The sequence below is a fragment of the Kitasatospora putterlickiae genome (assembly GCF_039527695.1).
GTDB lineage: Bacteria > Actinomycetota > Actinomycetes > Streptomycetales > Streptomycetaceae > Kitasatospora > Kitasatospora putterlickiae.
In genome coordinates this window covers 3,193-29,828 of the sequence record NZ_BAAAKJ010000196.1, presented here as the reverse complement: position 1 = coordinate 29,828, position 26,636 = coordinate 3,193, and the positions used below count along the sequence as shown (strand labels likewise).

The 26,636-nt window shown below is 73.3% G+C and carries 26 protein-coding genes, 1 other RNA gene and 1 pseudogene; 17 read left to right on the top strand and 11 right to left on the bottom strand.

Features of this window, described 5'->3' with window-relative positions:
• A partial coding sequence (locus ABD308_RS19675) for a class III lanthionine synthetase LanKC N-terminal domain-containing protein (protein ID WP_486327032.1) occupies positions 1-606 on the bottom strand: 606 nt, incomplete at its 3' end.
• Between the two features lie 609 nt (positions 607-1,215).
• Between ABD308_RS19675 and ABD308_RS19670 the strand changes: the two genes are divergently transcribed.
• The 3 genes from ABD308_RS19670 to ABD308_RS19660 are packed head-to-tail and all read left to right on the top strand — an operon-like array spanning position 1,216 to position 3,993.
• Positions 1,216-2,052: a Nif3-like dinuclear metal center hexameric protein gene (locus ABD308_RS19670; protein WP_344336455.1), complete on the top strand. Its 837-nt coding sequence runs from the start codon at positions 1,216-1,218 to the stop codon at positions 2,050-2,052.
• A 23-nt stretch (positions 2,053-2,075) separates the two neighbouring features.
• The gene (locus tag ABD308_RS19665) at positions 2,076-2,819 is read left to right on the top strand and encodes a zinc ribbon domain-containing protein (RefSeq protein WP_344336452.1); all 744 of its coding nucleotides are present in this window, start codon (positions 2,076-2,078) and stop codon (positions 2,817-2,819) included.
• A gap of 4 nt (positions 2,820-2,823) precedes the next feature.
• The gene (locus ABD308_RS19660) at positions 2,824-3,993 is read left to right on the top strand and encodes a bifunctional RNase H/acid phosphatase (RefSeq protein ID WP_344336449.1); all 1,170 of its coding nucleotides are present in this window, start codon (positions 2,824-2,826) and stop codon (positions 3,991-3,993) included.
• 121 nt (positions 3,994-4,114) lie between these two features.
• Here the strand turns inward: ABD308_RS19660 and yaaA are convergent, their stop codons facing one another.
• Together yaaA and ABD308_RS19650 are read right to left on the bottom strand one after the other, a co-directional pair.
• Complete coding sequence (gene yaaA, locus ABD308_RS19655) at positions 4,115-4,900, bottom strand: peroxide stress protein YaaA (protein ID WP_344336444.1); 786 nt, start codon at positions 4,898-4,900, stop codon at positions 4,115-4,117.
• A 41-nt stretch (positions 4,901-4,941) separates the two neighbouring features.
• Positions 4,942-5,388 (bottom strand): DUF3995 domain-containing protein, encoded by a 447-nt coding sequence (locus ABD308_RS19650; protein ID WP_344336439.1) that lies wholly within the window; start codon positions 5,386-5,388, stop codon positions 4,942-4,944.
• Positions 5,389-5,548: 160 nt separating this feature from the next.
• Between ABD308_RS19650 and ABD308_RS19645 the strand changes: the two genes are divergently transcribed.
• From ABD308_RS19645 to rnpB, 5 genes are all read left to right on the top strand, one after another.
• Positions 5,549-5,704, top strand: coding sequence for a hypothetical protein (locus tag ABD308_RS19645; RefSeq protein WP_344336434.1), 156 nt, complete (start codon positions 5,549-5,551; stop codon positions 5,702-5,704).
• A complete protein-coding gene (locus ABD308_RS19640) occupies positions 5,701-6,072 on the top strand; it encodes a type II toxin-antitoxin system death-on-curing family toxin (protein ID WP_344336429.1) in 372 nt (123 codons plus the stop codon). The genes ABD308_RS19645 and ABD308_RS19640 overlap by 4 nt, the downstream gene beginning before the upstream one ends.
• A 128-nt stretch (positions 6,073-6,200) precedes the next feature.
• Positions 6,201-7,670 carry an RNB domain-containing ribonuclease gene (locus ABD308_RS19635; protein WP_344336425.1) on the top strand — a complete coding sequence of 490 codons (1,470 nt, stop codon included), beginning with the start codon at positions 6,201-6,203 and terminating at the stop codon, positions 7,668-7,670.
• Between the two features lie 27 nt (positions 7,671-7,697).
• A complete protein-coding gene (locus ABD308_RS19630) occupies positions 7,698-9,197 on the top strand; it encodes an MFS transporter (RefSeq protein WP_344336421.1) in 1,500 nt (499 codons plus the stop codon).
• Positions 9,198-9,210: 13 nt separating this feature from the next.
• Positions 9,211-9,608: RNase P RNA component class A (gene rnpB, locus ABD308_RS19625), an RNA gene on the top strand.
• A gap of 3 nt (positions 9,609-9,611) precedes the next feature.
• Here the strand turns inward: rnpB and ABD308_RS19620 are convergent.
• Positions 9,612-10,385 (bottom strand): very short patch repair endonuclease, encoded by a 774-nt coding sequence (locus tag ABD308_RS19620; RefSeq protein ID WP_344337103.1) that lies wholly within the window; start codon positions 10,383-10,385, stop codon positions 9,612-9,614.
• Positions 10,386-10,644: 259 nt separating this feature from the next.
• Between ABD308_RS19620 and ABD308_RS19615 the strand changes: the two genes are divergently transcribed.
• The 6 genes from ABD308_RS19615 (at position 10,645) to ABD308_RS19590 (ending at position 20,250) form a co-directional block, all read left to right on the top strand.
• Positions 10,645-13,248 (top strand): Z1 domain-containing protein, encoded by a 2,604-nt coding sequence (locus tag ABD308_RS19615; RefSeq protein ID WP_344336419.1) that lies wholly within the window; start codon positions 10,645-10,647, stop codon positions 13,246-13,248.
• Positions 13,248-14,261 (top strand): PD-(D/E)XK motif protein, encoded by a 1,014-nt coding sequence (locus ABD308_RS19610; RefSeq protein ID WP_344336416.1) that lies wholly within the window; start codon positions 13,248-13,250, stop codon positions 14,259-14,261. The genes ABD308_RS19615 and ABD308_RS19610 overlap by 1 nt, the downstream gene beginning before the upstream one ends.
• Positions 14,258-16,162, top strand: coding sequence for a hypothetical protein (locus ABD308_RS19605; RefSeq protein ID WP_344336413.1), 1,905 nt, complete (start codon positions 14,258-14,260; stop codon positions 16,160-16,162). The genes ABD308_RS19610 and ABD308_RS19605 overlap by 4 nt, the downstream gene beginning before the upstream one ends.
• A gap of 149 nt (positions 16,163-16,311) precedes the next feature.
• Positions 16,312-17,061: a hypothetical protein gene (locus tag ABD308_RS19600; protein WP_344336410.1), complete on the top strand. Its 750-nt coding sequence runs from the start codon at positions 16,312-16,314 to the stop codon at positions 17,059-17,061.
• Positions 17,061-18,959 (top strand): DNA cytosine methyltransferase, encoded by a 1,899-nt coding sequence (locus ABD308_RS19595; RefSeq protein ID WP_344336408.1) that lies wholly within the window; start codon positions 17,061-17,063, stop codon positions 18,957-18,959. The genes ABD308_RS19600 and ABD308_RS19595 overlap by 1 nt, the downstream gene beginning before the upstream one ends.
• Positions 18,952-20,250 carry a DNA cytosine methyltransferase gene (locus ABD308_RS19590; protein ID WP_344336405.1) on the top strand — a complete coding sequence of 433 codons (1,299 nt, stop codon included), beginning with the start codon at positions 18,952-18,954 and terminating at the stop codon, positions 20,248-20,250. The genes ABD308_RS19595 and ABD308_RS19590 overlap by 8 nt, the downstream gene beginning before the upstream one ends.
• A gap of 54 nt (positions 20,251-20,304) precedes the next feature.
• On the opposite strand, the gene ABD308_RS19585 is transcribed toward ABD308_RS19590, so the two are convergent.
• Positions 20,305-20,562, bottom strand: coding sequence for a Prokaryotic metallothionein (locus ABD308_RS19585; RefSeq protein ID WP_344336403.1), 258 nt, complete (start codon positions 20,560-20,562; stop codon positions 20,305-20,307).
• A gap of 107 nt (positions 20,563-20,669) precedes the next feature.
• Positions 20,670-21,059: an ACT domain-containing protein gene (locus ABD308_RS19580; protein WP_344336401.1), complete on the bottom strand. Its 390-nt coding sequence runs from the start codon at positions 21,057-21,059 to the stop codon at positions 20,670-20,672.
• Between the two features lie 249 nt (positions 21,060-21,308).
• On the opposite strand from ABD308_RS19580, the gene ABD308_RS19575 reads away from it, so the two are divergent.
• Positions 21,309-21,896: a PadR family transcriptional regulator gene (locus ABD308_RS19575; protein ID WP_344336398.1), complete on the top strand. Its 588-nt coding sequence runs from the start codon at positions 21,309-21,311 to the stop codon at positions 21,894-21,896.
• Between the two features lie 24 nt (positions 21,897-21,920).
• Here ABD308_RS19575 and ABD308_RS19570 read toward each other — a convergent pair whose 3' ends face one another.
• Positions 21,921-22,118 (bottom strand): hypothetical protein, encoded by a 198-nt coding sequence (locus ABD308_RS19570; RefSeq protein ID WP_344336392.1) that lies wholly within the window; start codon positions 22,116-22,118, stop codon positions 21,921-21,923.
• 29 nt (positions 22,119-22,147) lie between these two features.
• The gene (locus ABD308_RS19565; protein WP_344336388.1) at positions 22,148-22,378 is read right to left on the bottom strand and encodes a hypothetical protein; all 231 of its coding nucleotides are present in this window, start codon (positions 22,376-22,378) and stop codon (positions 22,148-22,150) included.
• Between the two features lie 422 nt (positions 22,379-22,800).
• Here ABD308_RS19565 and ABD308_RS19560 point away from each other — a divergent pair, with 422 nt between their 5' ends.
• Complete coding sequence (locus ABD308_RS19560) at positions 22,801-23,502, top strand: bifunctional DNA primase/polymerase (RefSeq protein WP_344336385.1); 702 nt, start codon at positions 22,801-22,803, stop codon at positions 23,500-23,502.
• Positions 23,503-23,551: 49 nt separating this feature from the next.
• Here ABD308_RS19560 and map read toward each other — a convergent pair whose 3' ends face one another.
• Positions 23,552-24,397, bottom strand: coding sequence for a type I methionyl aminopeptidase (map, locus tag ABD308_RS19555; RefSeq protein ID WP_344336381.1), 846 nt, complete (start codon positions 24,395-24,397; stop codon positions 23,552-23,554).
• A gap of 207 nt (positions 24,398-24,604) precedes the next feature.
• Here map and ABD308_RS19550 point away from each other — a divergent pair, with 207 nt between their 5' ends.
• Positions 24,605-24,838 (top strand): hypothetical protein, encoded by a 234-nt coding sequence (locus ABD308_RS19550; protein WP_344336375.1) that lies wholly within the window; start codon positions 24,605-24,607, stop codon positions 24,836-24,838.
• Positions 24,839-24,867: 29 nt separating this feature from the next.
• On the opposite strand, the gene ABD308_RS19545 is transcribed toward ABD308_RS19550, so the two are convergent.
• Both ABD308_RS19545 and ABD308_RS19540 read right to left on the bottom strand, forming a co-directional pair.
• The gene (locus tag ABD308_RS19545) at positions 24,868-26,220 is read right to left on the bottom strand and encodes an MFS transporter (protein ID WP_344336369.1); all 1,353 of its coding nucleotides are present in this window, start codon (positions 26,218-26,220) and stop codon (positions 24,868-24,870) included.
• A gap of 150 nt (positions 26,221-26,370) precedes the next feature.
• Positions 26,371-26,636: pseudogene (locus ABD308_RS19540) on the bottom strand (hypothetical protein); the annotation flags it as partial.

Genomic DNA, 26,636 nt, shown 5'->3' with positions numbered 1-26,636 from the left:
GGCCCCGGCCCCGACGACGGCGGCCAGCGGGTCTCGCGCCCACGGCGGGCACCGGTACGACGCCCCGCGCACGTCCTCGACCCGTTCGCTGCCCGGCCCGCGCAGCATCGACCGGTACCCGCCGTCGTTGCCCAGCTCGGCGCGGGCCGCGATGGCCCCGTACCGGTAGTGGACCAGGCTGCCCGGCCGGTACGGGCGGTCGGAGAGCACCACGGGACCGGGCAGTCCGTCGGTGGCCCGGTGCAGCGCGGCGGCCAGCCGCCGGAACCGGTGCTCGCCGGCCGGGTAGACGGTGATGAACCTGCCGGCCGAACCCCGTTCGCCGTCGCGCGAGTTGAGTCGGTGCAGCTGTTCCGGCCCGGCCGCGAACCTGAACGCGCACGGGTCCTCCGCGAGCACCTCGGTGACGGCCGCGAGCACCGCGCCGCCGACCGCCGAGGCGGCGCTGACGTCGAGCATCCAGCCCTCGTCGGGGAGCTCGCCCGCGGACGGCCTGGCCGTGCACCAGAAGCCTTCGACGGTGACCCGCCAGCCGACCTGCCCGTCGGCCCGCGCGTCCCCCTCGCCTCCCCGGCCTCCGGCGGCGGCCAGTGCCGTCCGCGTCATCTCGGGCCACTGGCCGGCCGCATCCGGCCCGTGGCCCGCCGAGTCCGTCCCTCCGGCCGTACGCAGCGATGTGCCCGCTCCCATTCGCCACCACATCCCTTCGTCTGGGGCCGGCGCGCCCGCCGGTGCCCACTGCTCCGGCACCGGGGCGCGCGGCCACGGCCTGAAATCGGTTCCTCGGAGACGCGTCGGGAGTGTGCCGTCCAGGCCGGGTCCGCCGCGGGCCCGGTCCGTCCCGCCCCCCCCCGCCGGACGACCCGCCGGGGCCGGTCGGGCAACTGCTGGGGCAACTCCCGTTCGCAGAAGTGAAGTTAAGTTCGGTAGCGAGGGATGCTCAATCCGAAGCCGGTCACTTCACTCGTAAGGGTGATCCGGGCGCCGTTTCGAATTCGTGCGAACGGCCCGGTGTGCGCGGCGCACGCCCCTTACCCCGGTGCGGACCGGCCTCGCGCGCCGGTCGAACGCGGCCGCGCCGCCCGCCCGCGCACGCCGCCGCCGCGGGTTGACGCGCGGCCGCACGCGACGACCCCTCCGCCCGAACACCCCCGAGCCGCCTCCGCCGGAGAACCGGCGGACCGCCCCCGCCCGCGCGCACGGTAGTCTCGACAGGTGCCGAAACTGTCCGACGTCATCACCGCCCTCGAAGAGCTGTACCCGCCGCGGTGGGCGGAGTCCTGGGACGCCGTCGGCCTGGTCTGCGGAGACCCCCAGGCCGAGGTCCGCCGCGTGCTGTTCGCCGTCGACCCCGTGCAGGCGGTCGTCGACGAGGCCGTCGAGTGGGGGGCCGACCTGGTGGTCACCCACCACCCGCTGTACCTGCGCGGCACCACCACCGTCGCCGCGACCACCTTCAAGGGCCGCGTCGTGCACACCCTGATCCGCAACGGGATCGCCCTGCACGTGGCGCACACCAACGCCGACCACGCCGACCCGGGCGTCTCGGACGCGCTCGCCGAGGCCGTCGGCGTGACCGTCACCGGACCGCTCGTCCCGGACCCGACCGACCCGCTGGGCCGGCGCGGCACCGGGCGGGTCGGCCTGCTGGAGCCTCCGCTGACCCTCGCCGTGTTCGCCGCGAACGTCGCCAAGGGGCTGCCGGCCACCGCCGCCGGCGTGCGGGTCTCCGGTGACCCGAACCGCCTGGTCAGCCGGGTCGCGGTGTGCGGCGGCTCCGGCGACAGCCTGTTCGCCGAGGTGCGCGCGGCGGGCGTGGACGCCTACCTGACCGCCGACCTGCGCCACCACCCGGCCTCCGAGGCCGCCGAGGCGGCGCCGGTCGCCCTGGTCGACGCCGCGCACTGGGCCACCGAGTGGCCCTGGCTGCCGCTGGCCGAGCGGGCGCTGCACGGCGCCGCCGAGAAGCACGGCTGGACCGTGGAGACCCGGGTCTCCCGCACGGTCACCGACCCGTGGACCGCGCACGCCCCCATGTCCTTCCCCGCCTGACCCGATTCACAGGAGCTCTCCGCTTGAACGCCGCGCCCGCCGACCAGATCCGCCTGCTCGACCTCCAGGCCATCGACTCCAAGCTCGACCAGCTGGCCCACCGGCGGCGCAGCCTGCCCGAGCACGCCGAGATCGACAAGGTCACCGCCGACCACACCGCCCTCAAGGACCTGGTGGTCGCCGCCCAGGCCCAGCACGGCGACACCACCCGCGAGCTCACCAAGGCCGAGCAGGACGTGGAGCAGGTCCGCACCCGGGCCGCCCGCAACCAGCAGCGCCTGGACTCCGGCGCGATCACCTCGCCCAAGGACCTCGAAAACCTCCAGCACGAGATCGGCTCGCTGGCCAAGCGCCAGGGCGACCTGGAGGACGTCGTGCTGGAGATCATGGAGCGGCTGGAGTCCGCCCAGACCCGGGTCACCGAGCTGGGCGCCCGCCTGGAGCACTCCACCGTCGTGCTGAACGAGGCCGAGGGCCGCCGGGACGCCGCGTACGCCGAGATCGACGCCGAGGCGGAGAAGGTCAAGCGCGACCGCGAGGCCGTCGCCGCCGTCATCCCGGCCGACCTCATGAAGCTCTACGGCAAGCTGCGCGAGACGCAGGGCGGCGTCGGTGCGGCCCGGCTCTACCAGCGCCGCTGCGAGGGCTGCCGCACCGAGTTCTCGATCACCGAGCTCAACTCCATCAAGGCCGAGCCGGCCGACAAGGTGGTCCGCTGCGAGAACTGCTCGCGGATCCTGGTCCGCACCGCCGACTCCGGCGTCTGATCCGGTGGCGGCGCGCAGGTTCGTCGTCGAGGCGGACGGCGGCTCCCGGGGCAACCCGGGGCCGGCCGGCTACGGCGCGGTGGTCCGCGACGGCGACACCGGTCGGATCATCGCCGAGGCCGCCGGGTTCATCGGCCACGCGACCAACAACGTGGCCGAGTACAAGGGGCTGATCGCCGGCCTGCGCGCGGCCCGGGAGATCGACCCGGGTGCCTCGGTGGACGTCCGGATGGACTCCAAGCTGGTCGTCGAGCAGATGTCCGGCCGGTGGAAGATCAAGCATCCGGACATGCAGCCGCTCGCCGCCGAGGCCCGCGAGGTCTTCCCGCGCGGGGTGGTCCAGTACACCTGGATCCCGCGCGAGAAGAACAAGGAGGCCGACCGGCTCGCCAACGAGGCGATGGACGCGGGCAAGGCCGGCCGCCAGTGGGAGCCCCGCCCCGTCGTCGCCGCCGTCGTCACCGCCGCCACCGCCCCCGAGCCGGCGATCGCCGAGAAGCCGCTGGAGACCGCCGCGCCCAAGGCGGGCTGGGCGGCCCCGGCGGACCTCGGCACCCCGACCACCCTCGTCCTGCTCCGGCACGGCGAGACCCACCTCACCCCGGAGAAGCGGTTCTCCGGCAGCGGCGGCACCGATCCGGAGCTCTCCGAGAAGGGCCTCTGGCAGGCCGAGCGGGCCGCCGAGTCGCTCGCCGCGCGCGGCTCGATCCAGGCCGTGGTCGCCTCGCCGATGCGGCGCACCCGGCAGACCGCCGAGGCCGTCGCCGCCCGGCTGGGCCTGGAGGTCCGCTACGAGGAGGGGCTGCGCGAGGTCGACTTCGGCGCCTGGGAGGGGCTGACCTTCGCCGAGGCGCGGGAGCGGTACCCGGACGACCTCACCGCGTGGCTCGGCTCCACCAAGGTCCGGCCGAGCGGCGGCGGCGAGAGCTTCGCCACGCTCACCCACCGGGTCGGGGTGGCCCGGGACAAGATCCTCGCCCGCTACCCGGGCAAGACCGTGCTGGTGGTCTCGCACGTCAGCCCGATCAAGACGCTGGTCCGGCTGGCGCTCGGCGCGCCGCCGGACGCGCTGTACCGGATGGAGCTGTCGGCCGCCTCGTTCTGCGCCGTCCAGTACTACGCGGACGGCAACGCCTCGCTGCGGCTGCTCAACGACGCCGCGCACCTGCGCTGACGGCCGCCGGGGCCGGTCGGTTCGTCCGACCGGTCCCGGTCCCCGTGGTTCCTCCGCGCCCAGCGGGCCCCCTCGGGCTTCAGCGGGCCTCAGCGGGCCTCATCGGGCTGGACGGCGCACCTCAGTGCACCTCGCTGACCACCACGTCCAGCTGCCACGGCTTGCGCGCGGTGCCCTCGGCCGCAACCTCGACCCGGTGGCCGAGACCGAGCAGCGCGTCCAGCAGTTCGCCCGGCGTCTTCGGCTCTGCGCCCGCCACCAGCAGGTCGCGGACCAGCCGCCCCTTGGTGGCCTTGTTGAAGTGGCTGACGACGGTCCGCCGACCGTCCCGCTCCTGGAGCACCCGCACGGTCGCCGTCCGGGACACCACCTCGCCGGCCGGCTTCCAGGCCGCCGCGTAGGCGGAGGAGCGCAGGTCCAGCACCAGGCCGTCGGCGGCCTGCGGCAGCACGTCCGCCATCGCGCGCCGCCAGTACGCGCCGAGCGCCCCCGGGCCGGGAAGTTTCACGCCCATCGAGCAGCGGTACGGCGGGATCCGGTCACCGATCCGCACCGCGCCCCAGAGGCCGGAGAAGACCAGCAGGCTCCGCTCGGCCCGGCCGTACGCGGCCTCGTCCAGCGTCGCCAGCCCGAGGTTGTCGAACAGCACCCCGGTGTACACCCGCCCGGCCGGGAACGCCCCCGCCGTCGGCAGCCCCGCGTTGCGCGCCACCTCGCCGCGCAGCCCCGGGCTCAGCCCGAGCACCCCGGCGGCGGCGTCCTCGTCACCCCGGCACAGCGAGACCAGCGCCTCCAGCACCTCCGCCCGCGCCGCCGTCAGCCCGGGCAGCGACAGCCCGTCGAGCGCCACCGGCACACCGTCCCCGGACGCGGCCTTCCCCTCCGAGGGTGGCAACAGCACCAGCACGACGGACTCCTCCACACTCCACGGCGACGAACCACGCCACCCTACGCAACCCGGCCCCGCCCCGGGAAACGGCTGGTCACCGCGGCTCCGGCGCCGAGCGCCAGACAGAGCGGCGCGTAGTACCGGCTGTCCATCCGCCGGAACCGCTCGCTGCGCGCGCCCAGCCCGAGACCGGACATCACCAGCCCGCCCGCCCCGCGGGCCAGCAGCACCGCCGACACCACCCGCACCCCCGCCCGCCGGACGCGCTCCGGCCCCACCGCCGGCGCCACCCCGGCCTCCGCCGCCACCAGGTACGCGGCCGCCCCGAGCGCCCCGGCCACCGCCGCGCACGCCGCCGCCGGAGGAACCCCCTCACCCGTGCCGACCAAGGTGTCCGCGAACTCCTCCGGCGTCCGCAGCGGCCACGGCGTCACCGTCCACACCGCGTGCAGCGCCCCGGCCACCCCGAGCCCTCCGGCCACCGCCACCCCCACACCCCGAGCCACCGCGCCCATCATCCGGTCCTCCGTCCCATCCGACTCCCTGACGCCGCCCACGTTACGACCCCTTACACGCCGGCCCCCGGGCGGAAATCCGGTGGCCCTCACGAGCCCGCAGGCCCTACTGTCCGGTCGGACGGCAGCGACGACCGAGGAGCGTGCCGCGATGACCCCGCACCCCCTGGACCGCGTCCCCGACGACGACGCCGTGGAGGAGTCCTCCGCCGCGCCGCCGGTCACCCGCGCCGAGCGCCGCGCCGCCCTGGTCCGCCGCATCCGCGAGGCCAACGCGGAGACGCTGGAGAGGCTCAAGGACCTGTGACCGAGTACCTCGACCTGGAGGACGTCGGCTACCTCGCCGGCGGCCCGGGGAACATCCGTGACCTCGGCGCCCTGCACTCCGCCCTCGGGCGCCCGCGAGCGAGCCTGTTCGGCGCCGACGCCTACCCCGACCTGTGGACCAAGGCCGCCGCGCTCGGCCAGAGCCTCGCCCGCAACCACCCGCTGGTCGACCGGAACAAGCGCACCGCCTTCGAGGCGATGCCGCTGTTCCTCGACTACAACGGCGAGCCGTACACCGACCCGGAGCCCGACCAGGCCGTCGCCTTCATCCTCCGGCTGGCCACCGGCGGCTACGACGACAGCCTCACCCTCGCCGCCGCGGACCTGCGCACCCTCCTCGGGCGCTGAAACCGGCGGCCACCGAAGCCATCGAAGCCGCTGAAGCCGCTGAAGCCGCCGATCCCGGCTCCCGGGCTCCGGGTTCCCGGCTCCCGGCTCGGCGGGCGGCGGTGCGCCCGGCGGCCTACGCTGCCCCCATGCCCCGTCGAAAGCTGCGCGTCAAGGCCGCCGACTCCGCCCGGATCAACGAGGAACTGGCCGAACTGCGGGCCGGCCTGGAGATCCGCGCCGAGTGGCCCGAGGCCGTACTCGCGGAGGCCGAGGAGGCCGCCGGTTCGCCGCGCGTGCCGGAGTACGACGCCACCGAGCTGCCGCTGTTCACCGTCGACCCGCCCGGCTCGCGTGACCTCGACCAGGCCATGCACCTCGCCCACCGCCCCGGCGGCGGCTACCGCGTCCACTACGCGATCGCCGACGTCGCCGCCTTCGTCCGCCCCGGCGGTGCCGTCGACGAGGAGGCCCGCCGCCGGGTGCAGACCCTGTACTTCCCCGACCGCCGGGTGCCGCTGCACCCCGCCCGGCTCTCCGAGGACGCGGCCAGCCTGCTGCCCGGCGAGGTGCGCCCCGCCCTGCTCTGGCAGATCGACCTGGACGCCGACGGCGCCGTCGTCCTCGCCGACCTGCGCCGCGCCACCGTCCGCTCGCACCGCCGGCTCGACTACGCCGCCGTGCAGCGCGCCGTGGACGCCGGCGGCGCCGACGAGCAGCTCGGTCTGCTCGCCACCGTCGGCCGGCTGCGCGAGGAGCGGGAACGCGCCCGCGGCGGGATCAGCCTGCCGGTGCCCGAGCAGGAGATCGAGGAGACCCCGCGCGGCTACGCGCTCGGCTACCGCGCGCCCACCCCAGCCGACGGCTGGAACGCCCAGATCTCGCTGCTCACCGGCCTGGCCGCCGCCGAGCTGATGCTGGACGCGGGCGTCGGCCTGCTCCGCACCCTGCCCGCCGCCCCGCCCGCCGCGTACGAGCGGCTGCGCCGCACCGCCCGCGCGCTGGACGTCGACTGGCCGGACGGCCTGCCCTACCCGGACCTGGTCCGCTCGCTCGACCCGGAGCGCCCGCTGCACGCCGCCTTCCTCAACGAGTGCACCGGGCTGCTGCGCGGCGCCGGCTACCACGCCTTCGACGAGGGCCGGGGCGTGCCCGCCCCCGCCGACCCGGGGCACGCCGCGCTCGCCGCGCCGTACGCGCACTGCACCGCGCCGCTGCGCCGGCTCGCGGACCGGTACGCGCAGGAGGTCTGCGCGGCGGTCGCGGCGGGGGAGGAGGTGCCGGACTGGGCGCGCGAGGCGCTCACCACCGTGCCCGGGCTGATGGCGGGCGGCGAGCGCCGGTCGGCCGAGGTGGAGCGGGCCTGCGTGGACCTGGTGGAGGCGGAGCTGCTGGCCGGCCGGGTGGGGGAGGAGTTCCGGGCGGTGGTCATCGACGTGGACGAGAAGCGGCCCGGCCGCGGCACCGTCCAGCTCCGCGAACCGGCGGTGCGGGCCCGCTGCGAGCGCCCGGACGGCGCCGCACGCCCGGACGACGCGCTCCCGCTCGGCGCGCGGATCACCACCCGGCTCGCCACCGCCGACCCCACCACCCGGACGGTCCGCTTCGTCACCGTCTGACGCCCGCCCGGGTGGGAGGATCGACCCGTGCCCGAAGCCACCCCCCTGAGTGCGCCCGCCGCCGACCCCGAACGGCGCCGGCGGCAACTCGTCCTGGCGATCTGCTGCCTGAGCCTGTTCATCGTGGGGCTCGACAACACCGTGGTGAACATCGCCCTCCCGCAGATCCAGCGGGACCTGGACGCCCCCGCCTCCGGCCTGCAGTGGATCATCGACGCCTACACCCTGGTGCTGGCCTCGCTGCTGATGCTGTTCGGCTCGCTGGCCGACCGCTTCGGCCGCCGCCGGGTGTTCCAGACCGGCCTGCTGGTCTTCGTGCTCGGCTCGCTGCTCTGCAGCCTGGCGCCCGGCCTCGGGTGGCTGGTGGCGTTCCGGGCGGTGCAGGCGGTCGGCGGCTCGATGCTCAACCCGGTGGCGATGTCGATCATCACCAACACCTTCACCGAGCCGCGCGAACGGGCCAGGGCGATCGGCGTCTGGGGCGGCGTGGTCGGCATCTCGATGGCGCTCGGACCGCTGCTCGGCGGCTTCCTGGTGCACGCCGCCGGCTGGCCCGCGATCTTCCTGATCAACGTCCCGGTCGGCCTGCTGGCCTGCCTGCTGACCGCCCGCTACGTCCCCGAGTCGCGCGCGCCCCGGGCCCGCCGGCTGGACCCGGTGGGGCAACTGCTGATGATGGTGCTGCTCGGCTGCGGGACGGCCGCGATCATCGAGGGCCCGGAGCACGGCTGGACGTCCCCGCTGATCCTCGGCCTGGCCGCGGCGGCGCTCGCCGCCCTGACGGCCTTCCCGCTCTGGGAGCGGCGGGTCGCCGAGCCGCTGGTCGACCCGAGGTTCTTCCGCAGCGCGCCGTTCACCGGCGCCACCGTGACGGCCGTCTGCGCCTTCGCCTCGCTCGGCGGCTTCCTCTTCCTGAACACCATCTACCTGCAGGACGTCCGCGGCTACGGCCCGGTGGAGGCCGGCCTGTGGACGCTGCCGATGGCCGGGATGATGCTGGTCTGCGCGCCGGTCTCGGGCCGGATCGTCGGCGCCAGGGGCCCCCGGCTGCCGCTGGTGCTGGCCGGCCTCGGCCTGGTCGCCAGCGGCCTGCTGCTCACCCGGCTGGCCGCGGACTCCCCGCCGGGCCTGCTGCTGGCGGCGTACGGGCTGTTCGGCTTCGGCTTCGGCTTCGTGAACGCGCCGATCACCAACGCCGCCGTCTCCGGCATGCCGCGCGCCCAGGCGGGCGTGGCGGCGGCCGTCGCCTCCACCAGCCGGCAGGTCGGCCAGTCGCTCGGCGTGGCGGTGATCGGCACCGTGGTCACCTCGTCGGTGGTGGGTACGGTCGCCGCCGGTTTCGCCCCGGCGACCCACGCGGGCTGGTACGTCATCGCGGGCCTGGGCGCCACGATCGGCCTGCTCGGCCTGGTCACCACCTCCGACTGGGGCACCGCCACCGCCACCCGGGTCGCCGCCCGCCTCGGCGGAGACCCGCCCCTGAGCCGCCCCGGCGTTCGGGACGCCCCGCCCGAGCGGCTACCATGACCACTACGGCGGAAGAGCCGGCCGGGCGGTCGCGACGGGTCTGCGGACCCGCCGAGGAACGTCCGGGCTCCACAGAGCAGGGTGGTGGGTAACGCCCACCCGGGGTGACCCGCGGGACAGTGCCACAGAAAACAGACCGCCCGCCGCTTCGGCGACGGGTAAGGGTGAAACGGTGGTGTAAGAGACCACCAGCGACCGGGGTGACCCGGCCGGCTCGGTAAACCCCACCTGGAGCAAGGTCAAGATCGGTGCCTCACGGCGCCGTGCGCGGATGCTTGAGGGCTGCTCGCCCGAGTCCGCGGGTAGACCGCTTGAGGCTGTCGGCAACGGCAGCCCTAGATGGATGGCCGCCTCCCTGGGCCGCGCGAGCAACCCAGGAGACAGGACCCGGCGTACAGGCCGACTCTTCCGCCCCTACCCCTGCCCTTCGGGCAGGTCGGCGGCCTGGCCGCGCTTCGTGGCCAGGGCCTCCTTCACCACCTTCGCCGCGTCCTCCCCGGGGGTGTGCTCCCAGACACGGACGACCGTCCAGCCGGCGGCCTTGAGGGCGCGGTTGGTCTCCAGATCCCGTTCCCTCGTCCGGTTGAGCTTCCGGGCCCAGAACTCGCTGTGGGACGCCGGACTGGTGCCGTGCTCGGGGCAGCTGTGCCAGAAGCAGCCGTCGACGAAGACGGCGATCCGGTCCTTCGGAAACACGAGGTCCGCCGTACGACGCAGGTCCGGGAGCGGGCGGGCGGAGACGCGGTAGCGGAGGCCGGAGGCGTGCAGCAGGGACCTCAGCCGCAGCTCGGGGCCGGTGTCCTTCCCCTTGTTGGACTGCATCGACCGGCGGGTTCCGGCGGACGACGCCCAGGAGGAGTCGGAGACGTCGGGGGCCTCGGTGAGCAGGCCCGCCTCGCGGGCGAGTCGCCAACCCTCGCGGAGGTTGGCGGCGCGGGTACGGCGATCGACCACCCCCAGCGGCACCTGGTGGGTCCGTCCGTCGGAGGACCAGCGCAGGCGGGCCCGGGTGGTTCCCGTGGCGGAGGAGGTGACGAGGACGACGCCGGCGGGCTTGAGCCCACCGGGACCGGTGTCCACGAAGCGCGCGCGGTGGCCCCCCGCCGCGCGATCCTGCTCCCGGGAACGTTCGGCGCGGCTCGGCGTCCCCGCCGCCTTCGCGCCGGCGTCGGGCTTCCCCACACCCATCCTGGTCAAGACCACTCCTCATGCCACGGGCGGCGCCCTCCCGGCCCGGTTGTTATCCGGCCGCCGCTGCGTACAGCCTAGGACGCCGGTCGGACAGCGGGGGACGATCGGGTGCCCACGTGTGGATGCGCCTGGTCACGTGCCGTATCGGCCGTCCCTGTACTGTCTTCGCATTCGATCCATGGCGGTGATTGTCGGAGCGCCGTGCTGCCATGGGCGGGTGTGGGCGAATCGGAGAGACAGGGAGCCGGGCATCCTCATGGACGAGTTCGATCAGCAGTACGAGGCCTTCAAGCAGCTGATCAAGGGGAAGACGCCGGAACAGGCGTTGGGCATGATCCGGCTCTTCGGCATGAGTGAGGAACTGGCCAAGCGGATCGCCGAGCGGCACCAGCAGGAGACGATCAAGGTCCGCGAGATGACCCAGCCCGGCTCCGTCGTCCGCAACAACCGTGAGACGTGGTACGTCGGCCCCCAGGAGGGCGATCGCTGTTGGCCCGCATTTCGGGACCTGCTCTCCGGTGACGGATGGGACGCCGCGGCCCTGCAGAGCCTCGACGACGCGTCCACGAAGGTCGTCTCGATGCTCGACCATCCGCAGGAGCGGGCCTTCTCCACCCGGGGGCTGGTGGTCGGATACGTGCAGTCCGGCAAGACGACGAACTTCACCGCGTTGATCGCCAAGGCCGCGGACGCGGGGTACAAGTTCTTCATCGTGCTGGCGGGCATGCACAACGGCCTGCGCCGGCAGACCCAGCTTCGGCTCCAGGACCAGCTCGTGGACCAGGTGGTCGACCAGTGGCACGCGCTGACCGGGCCGGACGGCGACTTCGAACCGCCGCACGGAAACCCGGCGGCGTTCTTCGCCCAGAGCAACGGGCAGCACGTCCTCTGCGTGGTGAAGAAGAACGTCCCCCGGCTCAGGAAGCTCAAGGGCTGGCTCGAAAAGGCCCCGGACTACCTGCGGACGTGCCCCACCCTCATCATCGACGACGAGGCGGACCAGGCGAGCGTCGCCTCCAAGACGACCAACCCGTTGATCCGGGAGATCATCGACCTCTTCCCCCGCGGTGGATACGTCGGTTACACGGCGACGCCCTTTGCCAACCTCCTCATCGACCCGGCGAGTGGGGACCTCTATCCGAGGGACTTCATCGTCAATCTGCCGAAGCCCGAGGGTCACTTCGGCACCGAGGTGCTGTTCGGTCGCCAGCCGATCGAGGGCGAGGACCCGGAGGACGCCCCGGACGGCTACGACATGATCCGCTCCGTCCCGCACGAGGAGGTCCCGCTGGTCCGGCCGGGGCGGGACGAACTGGACGACTTCGTTCCCGAGATCACCGGGGCACTGCGCGACTCCGTTCTCTACTTCTGGCTGACCACCGCGGCCCGACGGCATCGCGGCACCGGAAACCCGCACTCCACGATGCTCGTCCACACCAGCGTCAGCACCCTGGTGCACGAGAGCTTCAAGGAGCCGTTGGAGGACTTCCGCGCCGAGGTGGCGGCGGCCCTCAAGGCGGGCGACGAGGCCGTGCTCGCCGAACTTCGCGGGCTTTGGGCGGAGGAGACGGGCCGGGTCCCCGCCAACGAGTTCCGGGAGACGGCGACCGGATTCGACGAACTCCTGACGCATCTGGGCACGGTCGTCTCGGAGTGCCGGGTGATCCTCGACAACTCCGTCAGCGTCGAGCGCCTCGACTACGAGAACGGACCGGTCACGGCGATCGCCGTCGGCGGGAACACCCTCTCGCGTGGTCTGACCCTGGAAGGACTCGTCGTCAGCTACTTCGTCCGGGGCGCGTCCACCTATGACACCTTGCTCCAGATGGGACGCTGGTTCGGCTTCAGGAAGGGGTACGCGGACCTGCCCCGGGTCTGGATGACCGACGACCTCCGCGACTGGTTCCGTCACATCGCCACCGTCGAGGCGGAGATGCGGCGCGACATCGACCGCTACCTGGTGGAGGACAAGACGCCCCAGACGTTCGCCGTCCGCCTCCGCAGCCACCCGGCGCTGCGCATCACCGCCGCGCCGAAGATGCGCGACGCGATCAAGGCCAGTTCCTCGTACGGGGGCCAGCGCGTCCAGACCCGGTACTTCCGCACCCACGACGCGGCCTGGCTCCGCGCCAACCAGGAGGCTGCCCGCGGACTTCTCGACGACGGGATCCGGCTCGACGGCGCGCGCCACGAGGACCTCTCCCTTCAGGGGAGGGCCGGCAGGCACCTGCTGCGCGGGGTGTCGCACGACTCCATCCTGACCTTCCTGAGCCGGTACCGGTTCCACGAGAAGTCGATGGACTGCGACACCAGGCTCCTCGGCGACTACATCGAGAAGCGGACCCGGAGTGCGAACGGCGGCTCGCTTCGACGTTGGAACGTCGCGGTCGTGGGCCGGGCCGCAGGCGGCTCCGCGGAGCGGCGCTACGAGTTCGTGCCCGGCATCGCGGTCGACCGGATCGATCGAGCGCGGCAGATCACGGAGGATCCGTCGATCGCCGACATCAAGACCCTGATGAACCCGATCGACGCCGGTATCGATCTGGACCTGACCGCCTGGTCCGGACAGCCGATCACCGAGGACATGCTCAAGCAGGCGCGGCTGGCGCAGAGCCCGGACACCGGCCTGCTCGTCCTGTACCCGATCGACCGCACGTCGCCCACCACCCGGCCGAAGCGCGTGCCCCTGGACGCCGTCGACCACGTCATCGGTGTCGCCATGGTCTTCCCGGTGCCGCGGGGCGAGGACAGCCGGGTGGACTGGTACAGCGCCGACCTGTCCGGAGTGCTGCCCGACGACGACCTGGACGATCTTCCCGAGGAGGACGTGACGGCGGCCCTCTACGAGGGACAGCTGTGATGTCCGCCGGAGGGCTTCAGGCGATCCTGGAGGAGCACTGGGTGGCCCTCGATGCCGGCCGGCCCTCCGGGGGCGATTCGGTTCGCGCCTCCGAACTCCCGGTCGACACCGACTTCGGGCGTCTGCTGGCGGCCGTGGACGGTCACGGTCTGCGGCATCTGCTGATCCCGCTGCAGCGCCGGCAGACGGTGTCCCACACCGTGGTCGGCGCCGCACTGCGCGTCTACGAGCGTTCGCTGCAGGACGGTGACGTCTACGGACGCTTCGCCGACATAACCTGCTCGGTCCGTGACCTGGACGACGTCTTCACCGGGCTCTGCGGCGACGTGCTGATGGCCCTGGAGGCGGACGGGGAGCGCCCGTTCCGTACGGCGTTGGCCGTTCTCGGGCGCTGGCGACGGCTCTTCGCCCACGTCGCTCGTGCGATCACCGATGAACAGCTCGTCGGTCTTCACGGGGAACTGACGCTGCTGGAAAGACTGTTGGTGATAGACCCGGGTGCGATCCGGTTCTGGAGCGGCCCCGACGGGTACCGTCACGACTTCACCGACGGTCGCCACGCGGTGGAGGTGAAGAGCACGGCGTCGATCGCCGAGCGCAGGCTGATCCAGGTGCACGGTCTCGACCAGCTGGAGGAGCCCGAGGGCGGTGCGCTTCTCCTGGGCTGGCACCGCTTCGAGGAGCACGCGGACGGCGTCACACTGCGCGAACTCGTTCGCCGGGTCCGAGACCTCTGCGACGACGAGACGGCCCTGCTCTCCAGGCTGCTCGGAGCCGGCTACCGGCACGGCGGGGACGACCAGCAGGCGGATCGGCGGCTCCGGCTCGTCGACTCGCGCTGGTACCCCGTCGACGGGGACTTCCCGAGGCTGATCCCGGCGTCGATCGTCGGTCAGGCGCCCGAGGGGGTTTCCGACATCTCCTACACGGTCGACCTCGTCGGTGTCCGGCGGGAGCCGCTCTCCCCGGAGCAGGTGGACGGCTTTCTGGCCCGGATCGGGAGGGACGCATGACGGCGGGGCCTCGCTGGCTGTCCGAGCAGCAGGGGCCGGGAGGGGGAAACGGTGGCCCGCTGCTGCTGCGCCGCCTCGACGCGACCGGTCTCGACCCCCTGACCCTGCTCGTCCGGGAGTCGGCCCAGAACAGTTGGGACGCCCGGGTGGGCGACGGCACGGTGGACTACCGGGTGGAGCTGCGCACGGTGCGGCCGTCCGAGGCGCCCGCCTGGCGCGCCCTTCTCGAGCACGAGGCGCCCACGCCCGCCCATCTCCCCTTGCGCGGATCGCTGCACCGGGGAACGCCCAGGATGCTCATGGTCACGGACCTGGGCACGAAGGGGCTGGGTGGCCCCACCCGCGCCGACGAGGTCTCCGACGGCGCCTCGGACTTCGTGGCGTTCGTCCGGAACATCGGCGACTCGCAGGACAAGGAGAGCCGGGGCGGCACGTACGGCGTCGGTCGGGTCGTGTTCCATCTCGCCTCCGCCGCGCACACCGTCCTGGTCTACACGAGGTGCCGCGTCGGCGATCGTCTCGAATCCCGACTGATCGGCTGGGCGCTGCACGCGAAGTACACGACCGCGACGGTGCAGGGGCCCCGCTCCTTCACGGGGCGCCACTACTGGGGCGATGTCCGGGACACCGGTGACGGCGACGCCCAGCGCTACGTCGAACCGCTGGTGGGCGAGGAGGCCGACGCCGTGGCCGGACGGCTCGGCCTGCGCGCCTTCCCGGAGGAGGCGACGGGTACCACCATCGCCGTCATCGATCCCGCCTTCGACCACCGGACGCCGGAAGAGGCGATGGCGTGGATCGCCGATGCCGTGGTGTGGCACCTGTGGCCCAAGCTGATTCCCGGCCCGAACGGCGAGCCGCCCGCCCTGCGCGTGACCGTCGTCAATGACGGGGAGGCCGTGCCGGTGGCGGATCCGACCCGTGTTCCCCACCTGGCCCCGTTCGTGCACGCCTTCCGCGCGATGGACCGGGTCGTCGAGCACAAGACCCTGCGCCGGGTGGTCGGCACCTTTGGGCTGAAGCCTATGATCGCGCCCTTTGGACGACCGTCCGAGGTGGCGCGGGAGGCCGGCGTCGAGCGCGTGCACCACACCTGCCTCATGCGGCCGGTGGACCTCGTCGTGAAGTACCTCGAAGGACCGGCCCCGTCGGAGGAGGCGATGGGCTACGCCGCCGTCTTCCGGGCCGACGCCGGGATGGACAGGGCCTTCGCCGAGAGTGAGCCGGCGACCCACGACGACTGGCTGGTGGAGAAGCTCTCCGGGACGGACCAACGCCTGGCCTCCCACGCCATGCGGGAGATCAAGCGGAGGATGCACGAGGCCTCCAGCCCGGTGGCCCAGGGCCGCGAGGTCGGTGACGGCGTCTCGCTCGCGGGGATGAGCCGGCTGATGTCGGGTCTGATGGCAGGGGCGCCGGGCCAGGGGGGTGCGGCCGTCTTCGCGCAGGCGCGTCCGGTGCCCGGCTCCGACCCCCGCCCCGGCGGCCCTCACCTCGGCGGCGGGCCGAGCGGAGCGACGCACGCCGGAGGGCGGGGCGCGACGGCGGCGCGTGGTTCCGCCGCAGCCCGGGTGCGGTACCTGGACGATCCGTACCTCGACACCGTCGAGGGCCGGCCGGTGCTGATCCAACGGTTCCAACTGCTCGATCCCGGCCCCCACCGGGTCCGGGCCGGGCTCGCCGTGACCATCGGGGGCGGCGGCCGGGAGGACGTCCCGCCACAGGGGGCCGCGGTGCCCGAAGTCATCGGATGGCGCCCGGACGGCGGGGCCGTCTCGGCCTCGTCGACCCTGCGGGCGGAAGGCGGCGACGGCACGGTCTGGTCCCTGGTGGTCGCCCCGGCACCCGACACCGTCACGGAGATAGCGGTGGCGGCCGAGCACGAGGACGGAGCGGCATGAGTCGTCAGGCCTTCCCCTACCGACGGCCGCATGGCGACGCCGTCTCGGCGGACGGGTGGCTGGTCCGTCTGGACGGGGAGGGCCGGGGTCCGCTTCCCGGCTTCATCCCCGACTGGGACTACCAGTACGACCTTCGCCTGGAACGGGTGGTGCGGATCGACGTCGACGCGGTCCGCGCGTCGACGGGACTCCCGGCCACAGCGCCCCTCGCGCTCGCGGTGATCTGGCACTCGTCGGGTTCGGGTCTGCGGGTGCGGGCCCAGCACACCGTTCTGCCCTTCGGCGGAGTCGTGGACGTTCCGATCGCCTGCACCGTGAAGGGGCGGGAGAGCGGCGGCACGCTGACCTTGGACACCCAGCTCGTGCTGGCGGCACGGGTCGACGACGCGGGCCCGCTGACCGCCCGTCGGGCCGGGTCCGTGCTGTGGCGCGACGAGGCGCAGGTGAGGCTTCAGGGGGACGACTCCCAGTTCCCCATCTCCGTCGTCGACTTCAAGGAGGCCGGATATCCGGAGGACGCCCCGTGGCTGCTCGCGGTGGAACCGGATCCGGAGGCCGCCGTGATGGGCGCGATGGTCCTTCTGGTGAACAGCGGTACGCCGCAGGTGCTCGACGCCATGCAGCGGGCGGGCCATCCCGGAACCGCGGATCGCCTGATCCACTCCGCGGTACAGACGGACGTCGTCCGGCTGCTCGTCGAGCACGCCGTGCGGATGCCCGACCTGCAGGACGACTCCCGGTACGAGCAGGACACCCTGGGCCACCTCCTGATGGGTATCGTTCACACGCGCCTTCCCGGGACGACCCTCCACGCGCTGCGCCGGCTGTACGAGAACGACCCCGCACTGTTCTCGGCCCGAATCCACAGTGCCGCCCGGCTGTTCGAAAAGGAATCCTGATGGTCTTTCTCATGCCGCAGCTTCTGCCTGCGGCGATCGACCGGCTCTGCGAGGAGCACCGCGGGCGGACGATCGAGGAGCTCCGGACCCGTGCGGCCACCTCCCATCCGGCGATGTACTACGCCGCGACCGGCGGGCGTCGGCTGCCCGGGAGCGAGGTCGCGTCGCTGCGGCGGGCCGTTGTGGCCGCTGCCATGGAGAACGGCTTTCCCCTGCAGTCGGACAAGCCGCCGGCCAGGAAGCAGGCCGCCCGGTTCGACGTCGACGTGGCGCGGATCCTGTACCGGAACACCGGCATCATTCCGGCGGAGGCGCTGTCGCCCAGGCTCTGGGCGTTCCTTTCCCTGGTGGTCATGCCCGATGTGACCGCGTGGCGCTTCCCCGGTTTCAACCCGCGGCGCGTCACCGGCCACGACATCACTCGACACGTGTTCGGTCGCCTCTGGTGGCGCGCCCATCTGGTGGGCGGTCAGAGGCTGGACCCCGACGACCTGTACGACGCGCTGTCCGTGCTCGGCGAGGAGGCCTTCGACCAGGTCTTCGCCCGACGGACGTCCATCGGTGCCAGTGCACATCTGGTGTGCGGCATCCTCCGGGCGTGGCAGAGGTTCGACATCCCGGACGACGAGGACGCCACCGAGCGCGCGGTCTTCCGGGACTTCCTGAAGAGGATTCTCCGGCTCCGTGCCTTCGTCTCCCTTGACGCGCTCGGTGAACGGGAGTTGGACGAGGAACTGGGACTGCTGATCCACGAGTCGCTGAACGCGGCGACGGGGGTGTCGCCGGGCCACGCGGCCGGGGCGCCCGTCGTGCCTCCCGCCCGGGCGCCGTTGTCGATCGAGACCGGGACGTCGGCCGGGCCGGAGGGATTCGTCGCCGGGACGGTGACCGCCGCGCCGGTCGGGGACGGGGGCACCGCGCGCCCGTTCACCGCCGTGGACCTGTGCGCCGGAGTGGGCGGCATGGCGCTCGGGTTGGAGCGGGCGGGCTTCGAGATAGCCGCCGCGGTGGAGATCGACGCGGACAGCTGCGACACGCTTCGAACCAACCGCCCGGGCTGGCCCGTGGTGCAGGAAGGCCTGCAGCAGGTCGACGTCGGGCAGACGGTTCTCCCGGGGAACGTGGACCTGGTGGTCTGCGGTCTGCCCCGCTCGCCCTACACGTCGGCGGGGAGACAGCAGGCGACGAGCGATCCGCGGGACGCCCTTGAGGCGGCGCTGAGGCTGATCCAGGCCATCCGGCCGCGCATCCTGGTGCTGGAGAACATTCCGGACTTCATCGGCAAGCCAAAGTTCGAGGAGGCGCGCGCGAAGGTCGACGCGGTGGTCGAGGAGCTCGGTTACGTGATCGACCGGGGCACGCTCGACGCGGAGCACTTCAACGTTCCCCAGACCAGGGTGCACGGCTTCATGGTGGCGATGTCCCCCGAGGACATGCGGGGCTTCGCGTGGCCGGGGCCGTTCGACGGACACCGGCCCTCCCTGGGGGAGACGCTGCTGCCCTCGATGGCGTCACGTGGCTGGCCGCAGGCGGTGGAGTGGGCCGCCCGGGCGAATGGTCCGGCGCCGCTGATCGTCGGCGGGGCGACGGGGCGGGGCGGGGCCGACCTCGGGCCCGCCAGGTCCAAGGCCATCTGGGCGCGGGTGGGGATCTACGGCGGGAGCCTGGGGGACGCGCTGCCCGGGCCGGACTTCGTTCTGGACGACGAGAACGGGCCGGAGAAGGGCGTGCTCAAGCTCACCATGGAGCAGGTGGCGCTGCTGCAGGGGCTGCCTCCCGAGTGGAAGGTGCAGGGCAAAAAGACCTCGGTGTACCGCCAGATCAGTCAGGCCGTGCCGCCGGTCGTCGCCGAGCAGTTGGGCCATGCGCTCGTGCGGGTGTTGACGAGCGGTGGATGACCGGGCGTTGTGGGCACCGCGACATCCCGTTGGCGGGGCGTTCCCCCTTGATCACGAAGTAGACTCCGAAACCATGCCCATCCGTGACCTGGATTCCACCGCCCACCATGACGGCCCCCCTCGGGAACTCACCGTTGTGGACCTGTTCTCCGGCGCGGGGGGATTCACGGCGGGGCTCACCAAGAGGTACCGCCCCGCGGACATGGACCGCAGCCCGTTCCGCAGCCTCGCCGCGGTGGAGTTCGATCCGGCCGCGGCGGCCACCTACGCCGCCAACTTCGGCGGCCACGTCGCCAACGAGGACATCACGGGGTGGACACCGCCCGAGGAGGCCCTGAGCGCCGACGTGATCGTCGGAGGCCCTCCCTGCCAGGGGTTCTCCGGTCTGGGCAAGGAGGATCCGGACGATCCGCGCAATCTCCTGTGGAAGGAGTACGTGCGCGTGGTCGGGCTCGTCCGCCCGAAGATCTTCATCATCGAGAACGTCGACCGGTTCATGAGGTCCCCGCAGTTCGAGGATCTTCAGAGGTCCCTTCACGACGACCGCCTCGGCGATTACGAAATCGATCACGCGGTGCTCAACGCGGCCGACTACGGGGTGCCCCAGGCGCGTCGGCGGACCATCGTCATCGGCACCCGCAAGGACGTGATCGCCGCTCATCCCAGCAGGCGAAGGCTGGCCCACCCGGAGGCCACGCATGTCCGGGTGGCGGACCTCACCGACCGGCCGCTCTGGCGAACGGTCCAGGAGGACGTCTTCGATCACGTGCCGAAGACCGTGGACGGCCTGGACCTGCCCGATCGCCCGGTGAACGAGGGCGGGGTGCCGGGTCCCTACCGGACCACCGAGCTGCACATCGGTCGGACGCCGACGCCGTTGTCCCTCGCCCGCTACGCCGCGATCCCGGCCGGGGGCAACCGGAAGAACCTTCGGGAGAAGTCCACCCTCATCGACGGGGAGGAGGTCCCGCTCTCGACCGCGAGCTGGGACCGGCACAACAACGGTTCGGGTGACGTGATGGGCCGGTTGTACGCGGACCGTCCCTCGGTGACCATCCGCACCGAGTTCTACAAGCCGGAGAAGGGGCGCTACCTGCATCCCACTGCCGACCGCCCGATCACCCACCTTGAGGCGGCCCTGATCCAGGGGTTCCCCGAGGACTTCAAGTGGCACGGGTCGAAGATCCAGATCGCGCGCCAGATCGGCAACGCCGTGCCCGTGGGGCTGGGTGCCGCGATCGGCCGGGCGATCGACGAGTACCTGGCGGAGTGCGACCCGAGCGAGGGCTGAGCGGTAGGGGGTCCGCCGGTCCCGTGGGATCGGCGGACCTGTTCCTGGGCGGGATCAGCCAGGGTGGGTGCCGACGGCGTCGCGGATCTGGTCGCCGAGGCCGCCGTTGACGCGGGCGCAGTTGGCGCAGCAGAAGAACATGCCGGCGACCTCGACGCCGTGGCCGACGATGCGGACGGCGCACTGTTCGCAGCGCGGGGCGAGCTTCTCCATCGCGCACTCGAAGCTGTCGAAGGCGTAGACGTCGCCGGTGACCGTCTTGATCTCGAAGGCGAGCCAGTAGTCGTTGCCGCAGGTGACGCAGATGGCCATGGCGGCGCACTTCCTTCCGGGCGGAGGGGAGGGGCCGGGCGGGGGTGCCCGGCCCCTCCAGTCTCCGAGGGGCCGGGCGGGGCGGCCACCCGGCGGGTCCGGGCCGGTCAGCCGGAGAGGTCCTCCAGGGCGCGGACGGCGCGCTCGGCGTCGTCGGCGGCGACGAAGAGGTGGTCGTGGTGGAAGCCGGCCACCACGTTGCAGCCGATCCCCTCCTCGGCCAGCCGGGTGGCGACGGCGGCGGTCAGGCCGACGGCCTCCAGCGCCGAGTGGATCCGCAGGGTGATCCAGGCGGCGACGTACTCGTAGCGCAGGCCGAGCGCGTCGGCCTCCTCCTGGGCGACCACCACCGTCACCCCCTCGGGCTCGGCGACCGTGGCGACCGGCCGCAGTCCGGCGGGCACCTTGGTGGGCAGCGTGCAGTAGACGTACCGCCCCGGGTTGAGCAGGGGGCGCAGATCGCGCAGCAGCGTCGTGAGGTCTCGTTCTCCGGCCATGCCCCGCACCGTAGCGGCCGGGCGGCGGCCGGCGGTGGAGGGCGTGTCGGAATCCGTTGACGGTCGACAGTCACCGATATATCGTCGAGTTATCGGGACAGTGACTCGACTGTTCTGAACGATCGTCTGATCATCGTCTACTGGGTCGCGGCGGAGCGGCCCGAACGGGAGGTGGGTGCGGTGCGCCCAGGACGATTCCGTGGAGAGGGAGGTCCCGGCGGCTGCCGCCCGGGGCCGGGGTTCGCCGGCGTGTCCGGTGAGCACGACGAGGGCCGGGGGGCGTTCGGCCCCTTCGGTCCGCCGTTCGGCGGCGGGCCGGGTGGGCGGCCGGGCCCGCCGTGGGCGCGGGGCGGTTTCGGCGGTCCGCCGTGGGCCCGGGGTGGCCGGCGCGGCCGGCGGGGCCGGCGCGGGGACGTGCGCGCCTCGCTGCTGGCGCTGCTCAAGGAACGGCCGATGCACGGCTACGAGATGATCGCCGAGATCGCCGAGCGGTCCGGCGGGGCGTGGCGGCCGAGCCCCGGTTCGGTCTACCCGACCCTCCAGCTGCTGGAGGAGGAGGGCCTGATCACGGTCGAGGAGAGCGGCGGCAAGCGGCTGGTCTCGCTCACCGGGGCGGGCCGGGCCGAGGCCGAGGCCGGGCCGGACGAGCCGTGGGCGGAGGCCGGTCAGGAGGTCGACTGGGCCGCGGTCCAGGAGGTCGGCCAGGCGCTCGGCGCCGTGGACAACGCCGTGCGGCAGGTCATGATGACGGGCACCGAGGCGCAGCGCGCCAAGGGCCTGGAGGTGCTGAACGAGGCCCGTAAGAAGCTCTACCTGATCCTGGCCGAGGACGCCTGACCGGCAGGGCGCGGGTGCTGCTGCTCAGGGGCGGATGGCGAACAGCGCCACGCACGCGAGCAGCAGCACCGTCCAGCCGAACCAGAGCCAGCCGTTGGAGCCGAGCACCGCGCTGTAGACGCTGATCACCACCAGCAGGCCGACCGTGACCACGGCCACCTGCCGGTTGTGGTGCGCCACGGCCTCGGAACGGTTCCTGGGGTGCCGTGCGGGTCTGGCCATCGCCGTCCTCCCGTGAGGGCGGGCGGCCGTCACCCCGATGCGCGGGCGGTGGCCGCCTCGTCGTACTCGTAACGCCAGTACCAGCGGGCGCCCCGCTGCTGCTTGGCCCGGACGTACACCAGTGTGCGCGCCGGGGTGTCCCCGTGCGAGGGGACCGGCACGGTGTACTTCTTGGGCACGCCGTACATCGGCCCCAGCGGGATGGGGAGGATCCGGCCGTCCAGGGGGCCGCCGACGAATTCGGTGTCCGCGCTCTTCACCTCACCAGGGTCTCACCCCGCGCCGGCGCGGGGCGGCGGTGGTGCGCGGCGGAGGCGGTGTGTGGGCCCGGTGCCGGGAGTGTGACCGGAGAGGCACCGCCCCCGGTCATCCGGAGGGCCCGCGCACCCTTATCCTTCCTGTTACGCCCTCGGGGTCCACCCGGGTCAGCGGGCCCGTACGGGCCGGGCGAGGCGCACCTCACCGTGCCCGCCGGGCCGCCGAGCCGCAGCCGTCGTGCCGCAGTGACTCCGTACCGTGACCCCGGCGTCGGTCGCCCGGGCTGCCCGGCTCCGGCCGGCAGGGCGCGGACTGCAGGGCCGAGCACCACCCGGGGAAGCAGCGGGGGGCGCCGTGCGTTGCGTCGGAGTGGTACGTCGAACGCTGTGTCACACCAGGCACGGCAATGCGCGGAAGGGGCCCGATGGAATCCGGCGGCAGGTGGACGGCCTGGTGGCAGAAGCGTGACCGTGAGCGGGGCCGGCCGGCGGTCGCCGACAGCCCCGCGGCCAGACTGGACCAGCTGCTCGGCGCGGTCCGCGCCGGGTTCCCGCTCGCGCCCGCCGCCCATCCGGCCGGGTACCGCTGTTCCTGTGACCGGGTCGCCTGTCCGGCGCCCGCCCAGCACCCGGTCTCCTTCGCCTGGCAGACCCAGGCCACCACCGACCCCGAGCAGCTCGCCCGCTGGCTCTCCCGCGATCCGCAGGCCAACTTCATCACCGCCACCGGCCGCGTCCACGACGTGCTGGACGTGCCGGCCGAGGCCGGGAGGCTCGCCCTGGAGCGGCTGGCCGCGCTCGGCGTCGAGGGCCCGGTGGCCGCCGTCGGCGAGGACCGCTACCTGTTCTTCACCGCCACCCGGGGCACCCCGGTGGACGAGGACGAGTGGTGGCCGAGCGCCCTGGACTCCACGCCGGACACCATGTCCGAGCACCCCGGCCTGCGCTGGCACTGCCGCGGCTCGTACACCCTGCTGCCGCCGGCCGCGCTGCCGGACGGCTCCGAGGTGCGGTGGCTGCGCGGGCCCGAGCAGCCGCTGCCGGACCCGCTGCGCGTGCTGGACGTGCTGACCGACGCCTGCACCGAGGTGGGCGCGGTCGCCGAGGAGCAGTGGCTGATCGGCTGAACCGGCCGATCAGCCGCTCCTCGCCCGCTCGCCTTCGGCTCGGGGCGCGCTACGGCAGGGTGAGGACCTCCGCGCCGTCCGCCGTGACGACCAGGGTGTGCTCGAACTGAGCGGTGCGCTTGCGGTCCTTGGTGACGACGGTCCAGCCGTCCGGCCAGATCTCGTAGTCGTAGGTGCCCAGGGTGAGCATCGGCTCGATGGTGAACGTCATCCCCGGCTTGATCACCTCGGTGGCCCGCTCGCTGTCGTAGTGCGGGATGATCAGGCCGGAGTGGAACGACGTGTTGATGCCGTGTCCGGTGAAGTCCCGCACCACGCCGTAGTCGAAGCGCTTGGCGTAGGACTCGATGACGCGGCCGATGACGTTGATCCGGCGGCCCGGCTTGACCGCCTTGATCGCCCGGTCGAGCGACTCCCGGGTCCGCTCCACCAGCAGCCGGGACTCCTCGTCCACGTCGCCGACCAGGTAGGTGGCGTTGAGGTCGCCGTGCACCCCGTGGATGTACGCGGTGGCGTCGATGTTGACGATGTCGCCGTCCTGGAGCACGGTCGAGTCCGGGATGCCGTGGCAGATGACCTCGTTGATCGAGGTGCAGACCGACTTGGGGAAGCCCCGGTAGCCGAGGTCGGACGGGTAGGCGTCGTGGTCGCACATGTACTCGTGGGCGACCGCGTCCAGCGCGTCCGTGGTGACGCCGGGGGCGATCAGCTTGGCCGCCTCGGCCATCGCCCGGGCGGCGATCCCGCCGGCGATCCGCATCTTCTCGATCGTCTCGGCCGTCTGCACCTCGGGCCCGGTGTACGCCGCCGGCGCGGGCTTGCCGACGTACTCGGGGCGCGCGATGTGCGCCGGGACCTTGCGGGTGGGGGACTGGATGCCGGGTACGAGTGCCATGGCGGCGAGTCTAGTTGGCGGGACCCGCGCGCCGTGGCCGGGCGCCGGCGCGAGGACGGGCACGGGGACGACGTGCGGACGGCGTGCGGGGAGACGGCGTGCGGGCGGCCGTCGGCCCCGGAGTGTGCGGACGGTGCCGCGTCGGGGAATGATCGGGACGGCGCGGGGAACACGAGCCGCGACCGCCGAGACGGAGGAGACCGCACCATGCCCCTGGGATTCCGCCGCAGCAAGCCGACCGGCCGGCCCGGCGAGTGGTTCTACTGCATCAAGCACGGCAAGGTCGAGGAGGGGCCGGAGTGCCCGGCGAAGGACCGCCTCGGCCCGTACGCCACCCGGGAGGAGGCGGCGCACGCGCTGGAGACCGCCGAGCTGCGCAACCGGGAGTGGAAGAACGACCCGCGCTGGAACGACCGGTCCGCGGACGCGCCCGAGGAGTAGGCGTCAGGACGCGTCCGAGGAGTGGCGGGTCAGGCCGCGCCCGCCGCCTCCTGCTCCGCGGCGGCCTCCCGCTCGGCCGCCTCCCGTTCGTGCTGGGCGCGGACGGCGGCCGCGTTCGGATCGGTGCGGTCGTCGTAGGAGAGCAGTCGCGGCAGCGCGGTGGCCAGCGCCAGCACGCCCACCACGCAGGCGACACCGCCGATCCACACCGAGGACCGGACGCCGACCAGCCCGGCCATGCCGCCCGCCCGGACCTGGCCGAGCTGCGGTCCCACCGAGTAGCTGAGCAGCTCGACCCCGGCCATCCGGCCGCGCACCTCGTCCGGGATCGACTGGTTCCACAGCGTGGAGCGGGCGATGCCGCTGATCTGGTCGGCGCCGCCGGCCAGCATCAGGCAGAACAGCACCAGCCAGACCGAGCCGGACAGGCCCGCCAGCGCGATCGCCGCCCCCCAGCCGAGCGCGGCGGCCAGCAGCAGCCGCCCGTGCCGGTGGATCCGGGAGGTCCAGCCGCTGGTGACCGAGACGAGCAGGGCGCCCGCCGCCGAGGCGGCGTACATCGGGCCGAGCGCCCAGTCCGCGTGCAACTCGGCGGCCAGGAACGGGAAGATCGCCACCGGGAAGGCGAACAGCATCGCGCACAGGTCGATCGCGTAGGTGCCCAGCAGGTCCTTGCGGCTCCACGCGTACCGGATCCCGGTGAGCACCGCCTTCACCGACGGCTTCTCGGCGTCGGTCGGCGGCGGGACGGCGCGGATCCGGGCGAGCAGCAGCAGCGAGGCGGCGAAGGTCACGACGTCCAGCGCGTACGCGGTCTGCACCCCGGCGAACGTCACCACGACGCCCGCCAGCGTCGGCCCGGCCACCGAACCGACGTTGCGGTAGAGGGAGTTGAGGGCGAAGGCGGCGGCCAGCTGGTCGTGCCGGACGACCCGTGGGGTGAGCGCGTCCAGCGACGGGCGCTGCAGGCCGTCGGCGGCGGCGACCAGCGCGGCCACCACGTAGACCGGCCACAGCACGGGCGTCGGCAGCAGCGCGTTGACCAGCAGCAGCACGCTGAGCAGGCCGAGCCCGGCCTCGGCGAACAGCACCAGGCGACGGCGGTCCAGGGCGTCGGCGAGGGCGCCGCCCCAGAGGCCGAAGACGATCAGCGGGACCAGCTCGAAGGCGCCGACCAGGCCGACCGCGAAGGAGGAGTCGGTCAGCTCCTTGATCTGCAGCGGCACGGCGACGTAGGTGAGGAAGCTGCCGAAGCTGGTGACGCAGCCGGAGAGCCAGAGCAGGCGGAAGTCCCGGGAGGACCGCCAGGGCGAGAGGTCGGGGCTGATCGCGCGCAGCAGGGAGCCCGCCCGACCGGTCGAGGGTGGGTCGGCGTCGTTCACGAGCGACCATCCTGCGGGGCACCCGGTCGGGGCCGCAACGGATTTTCCCGCCCGCCTCCGTCACCAACGCCTGCCAACGCCTGCCAACGCCGACCAACGCCTGCCAACGCCGACCAACGCCTGCCAACGTCGACCAACGCCCACCGGCGCCTACCAGCGGCTGACGGTCGGCCCCGCCGCCAGCCGCCCGGCCAGCGCCGCCAGCCGGTGCCACGCGGCCCGCCGATCGGGCCGCTGCCCGGCGGCGAGGCCGACCAGGTGCTGGGCCAGGTCGAACGGCTCCTCCTCGGCCGTGCCGACGGCGAGCCGCCGGTGCGCCACCCCGGCCAAATCGTCAGCCCCGGCGCCGTCCAGCGCCAGCACCGTCGCGCCGTGCCGGCGGGCGTCGTGCACCCGCTCCAGCAGCGTCCCGCCGG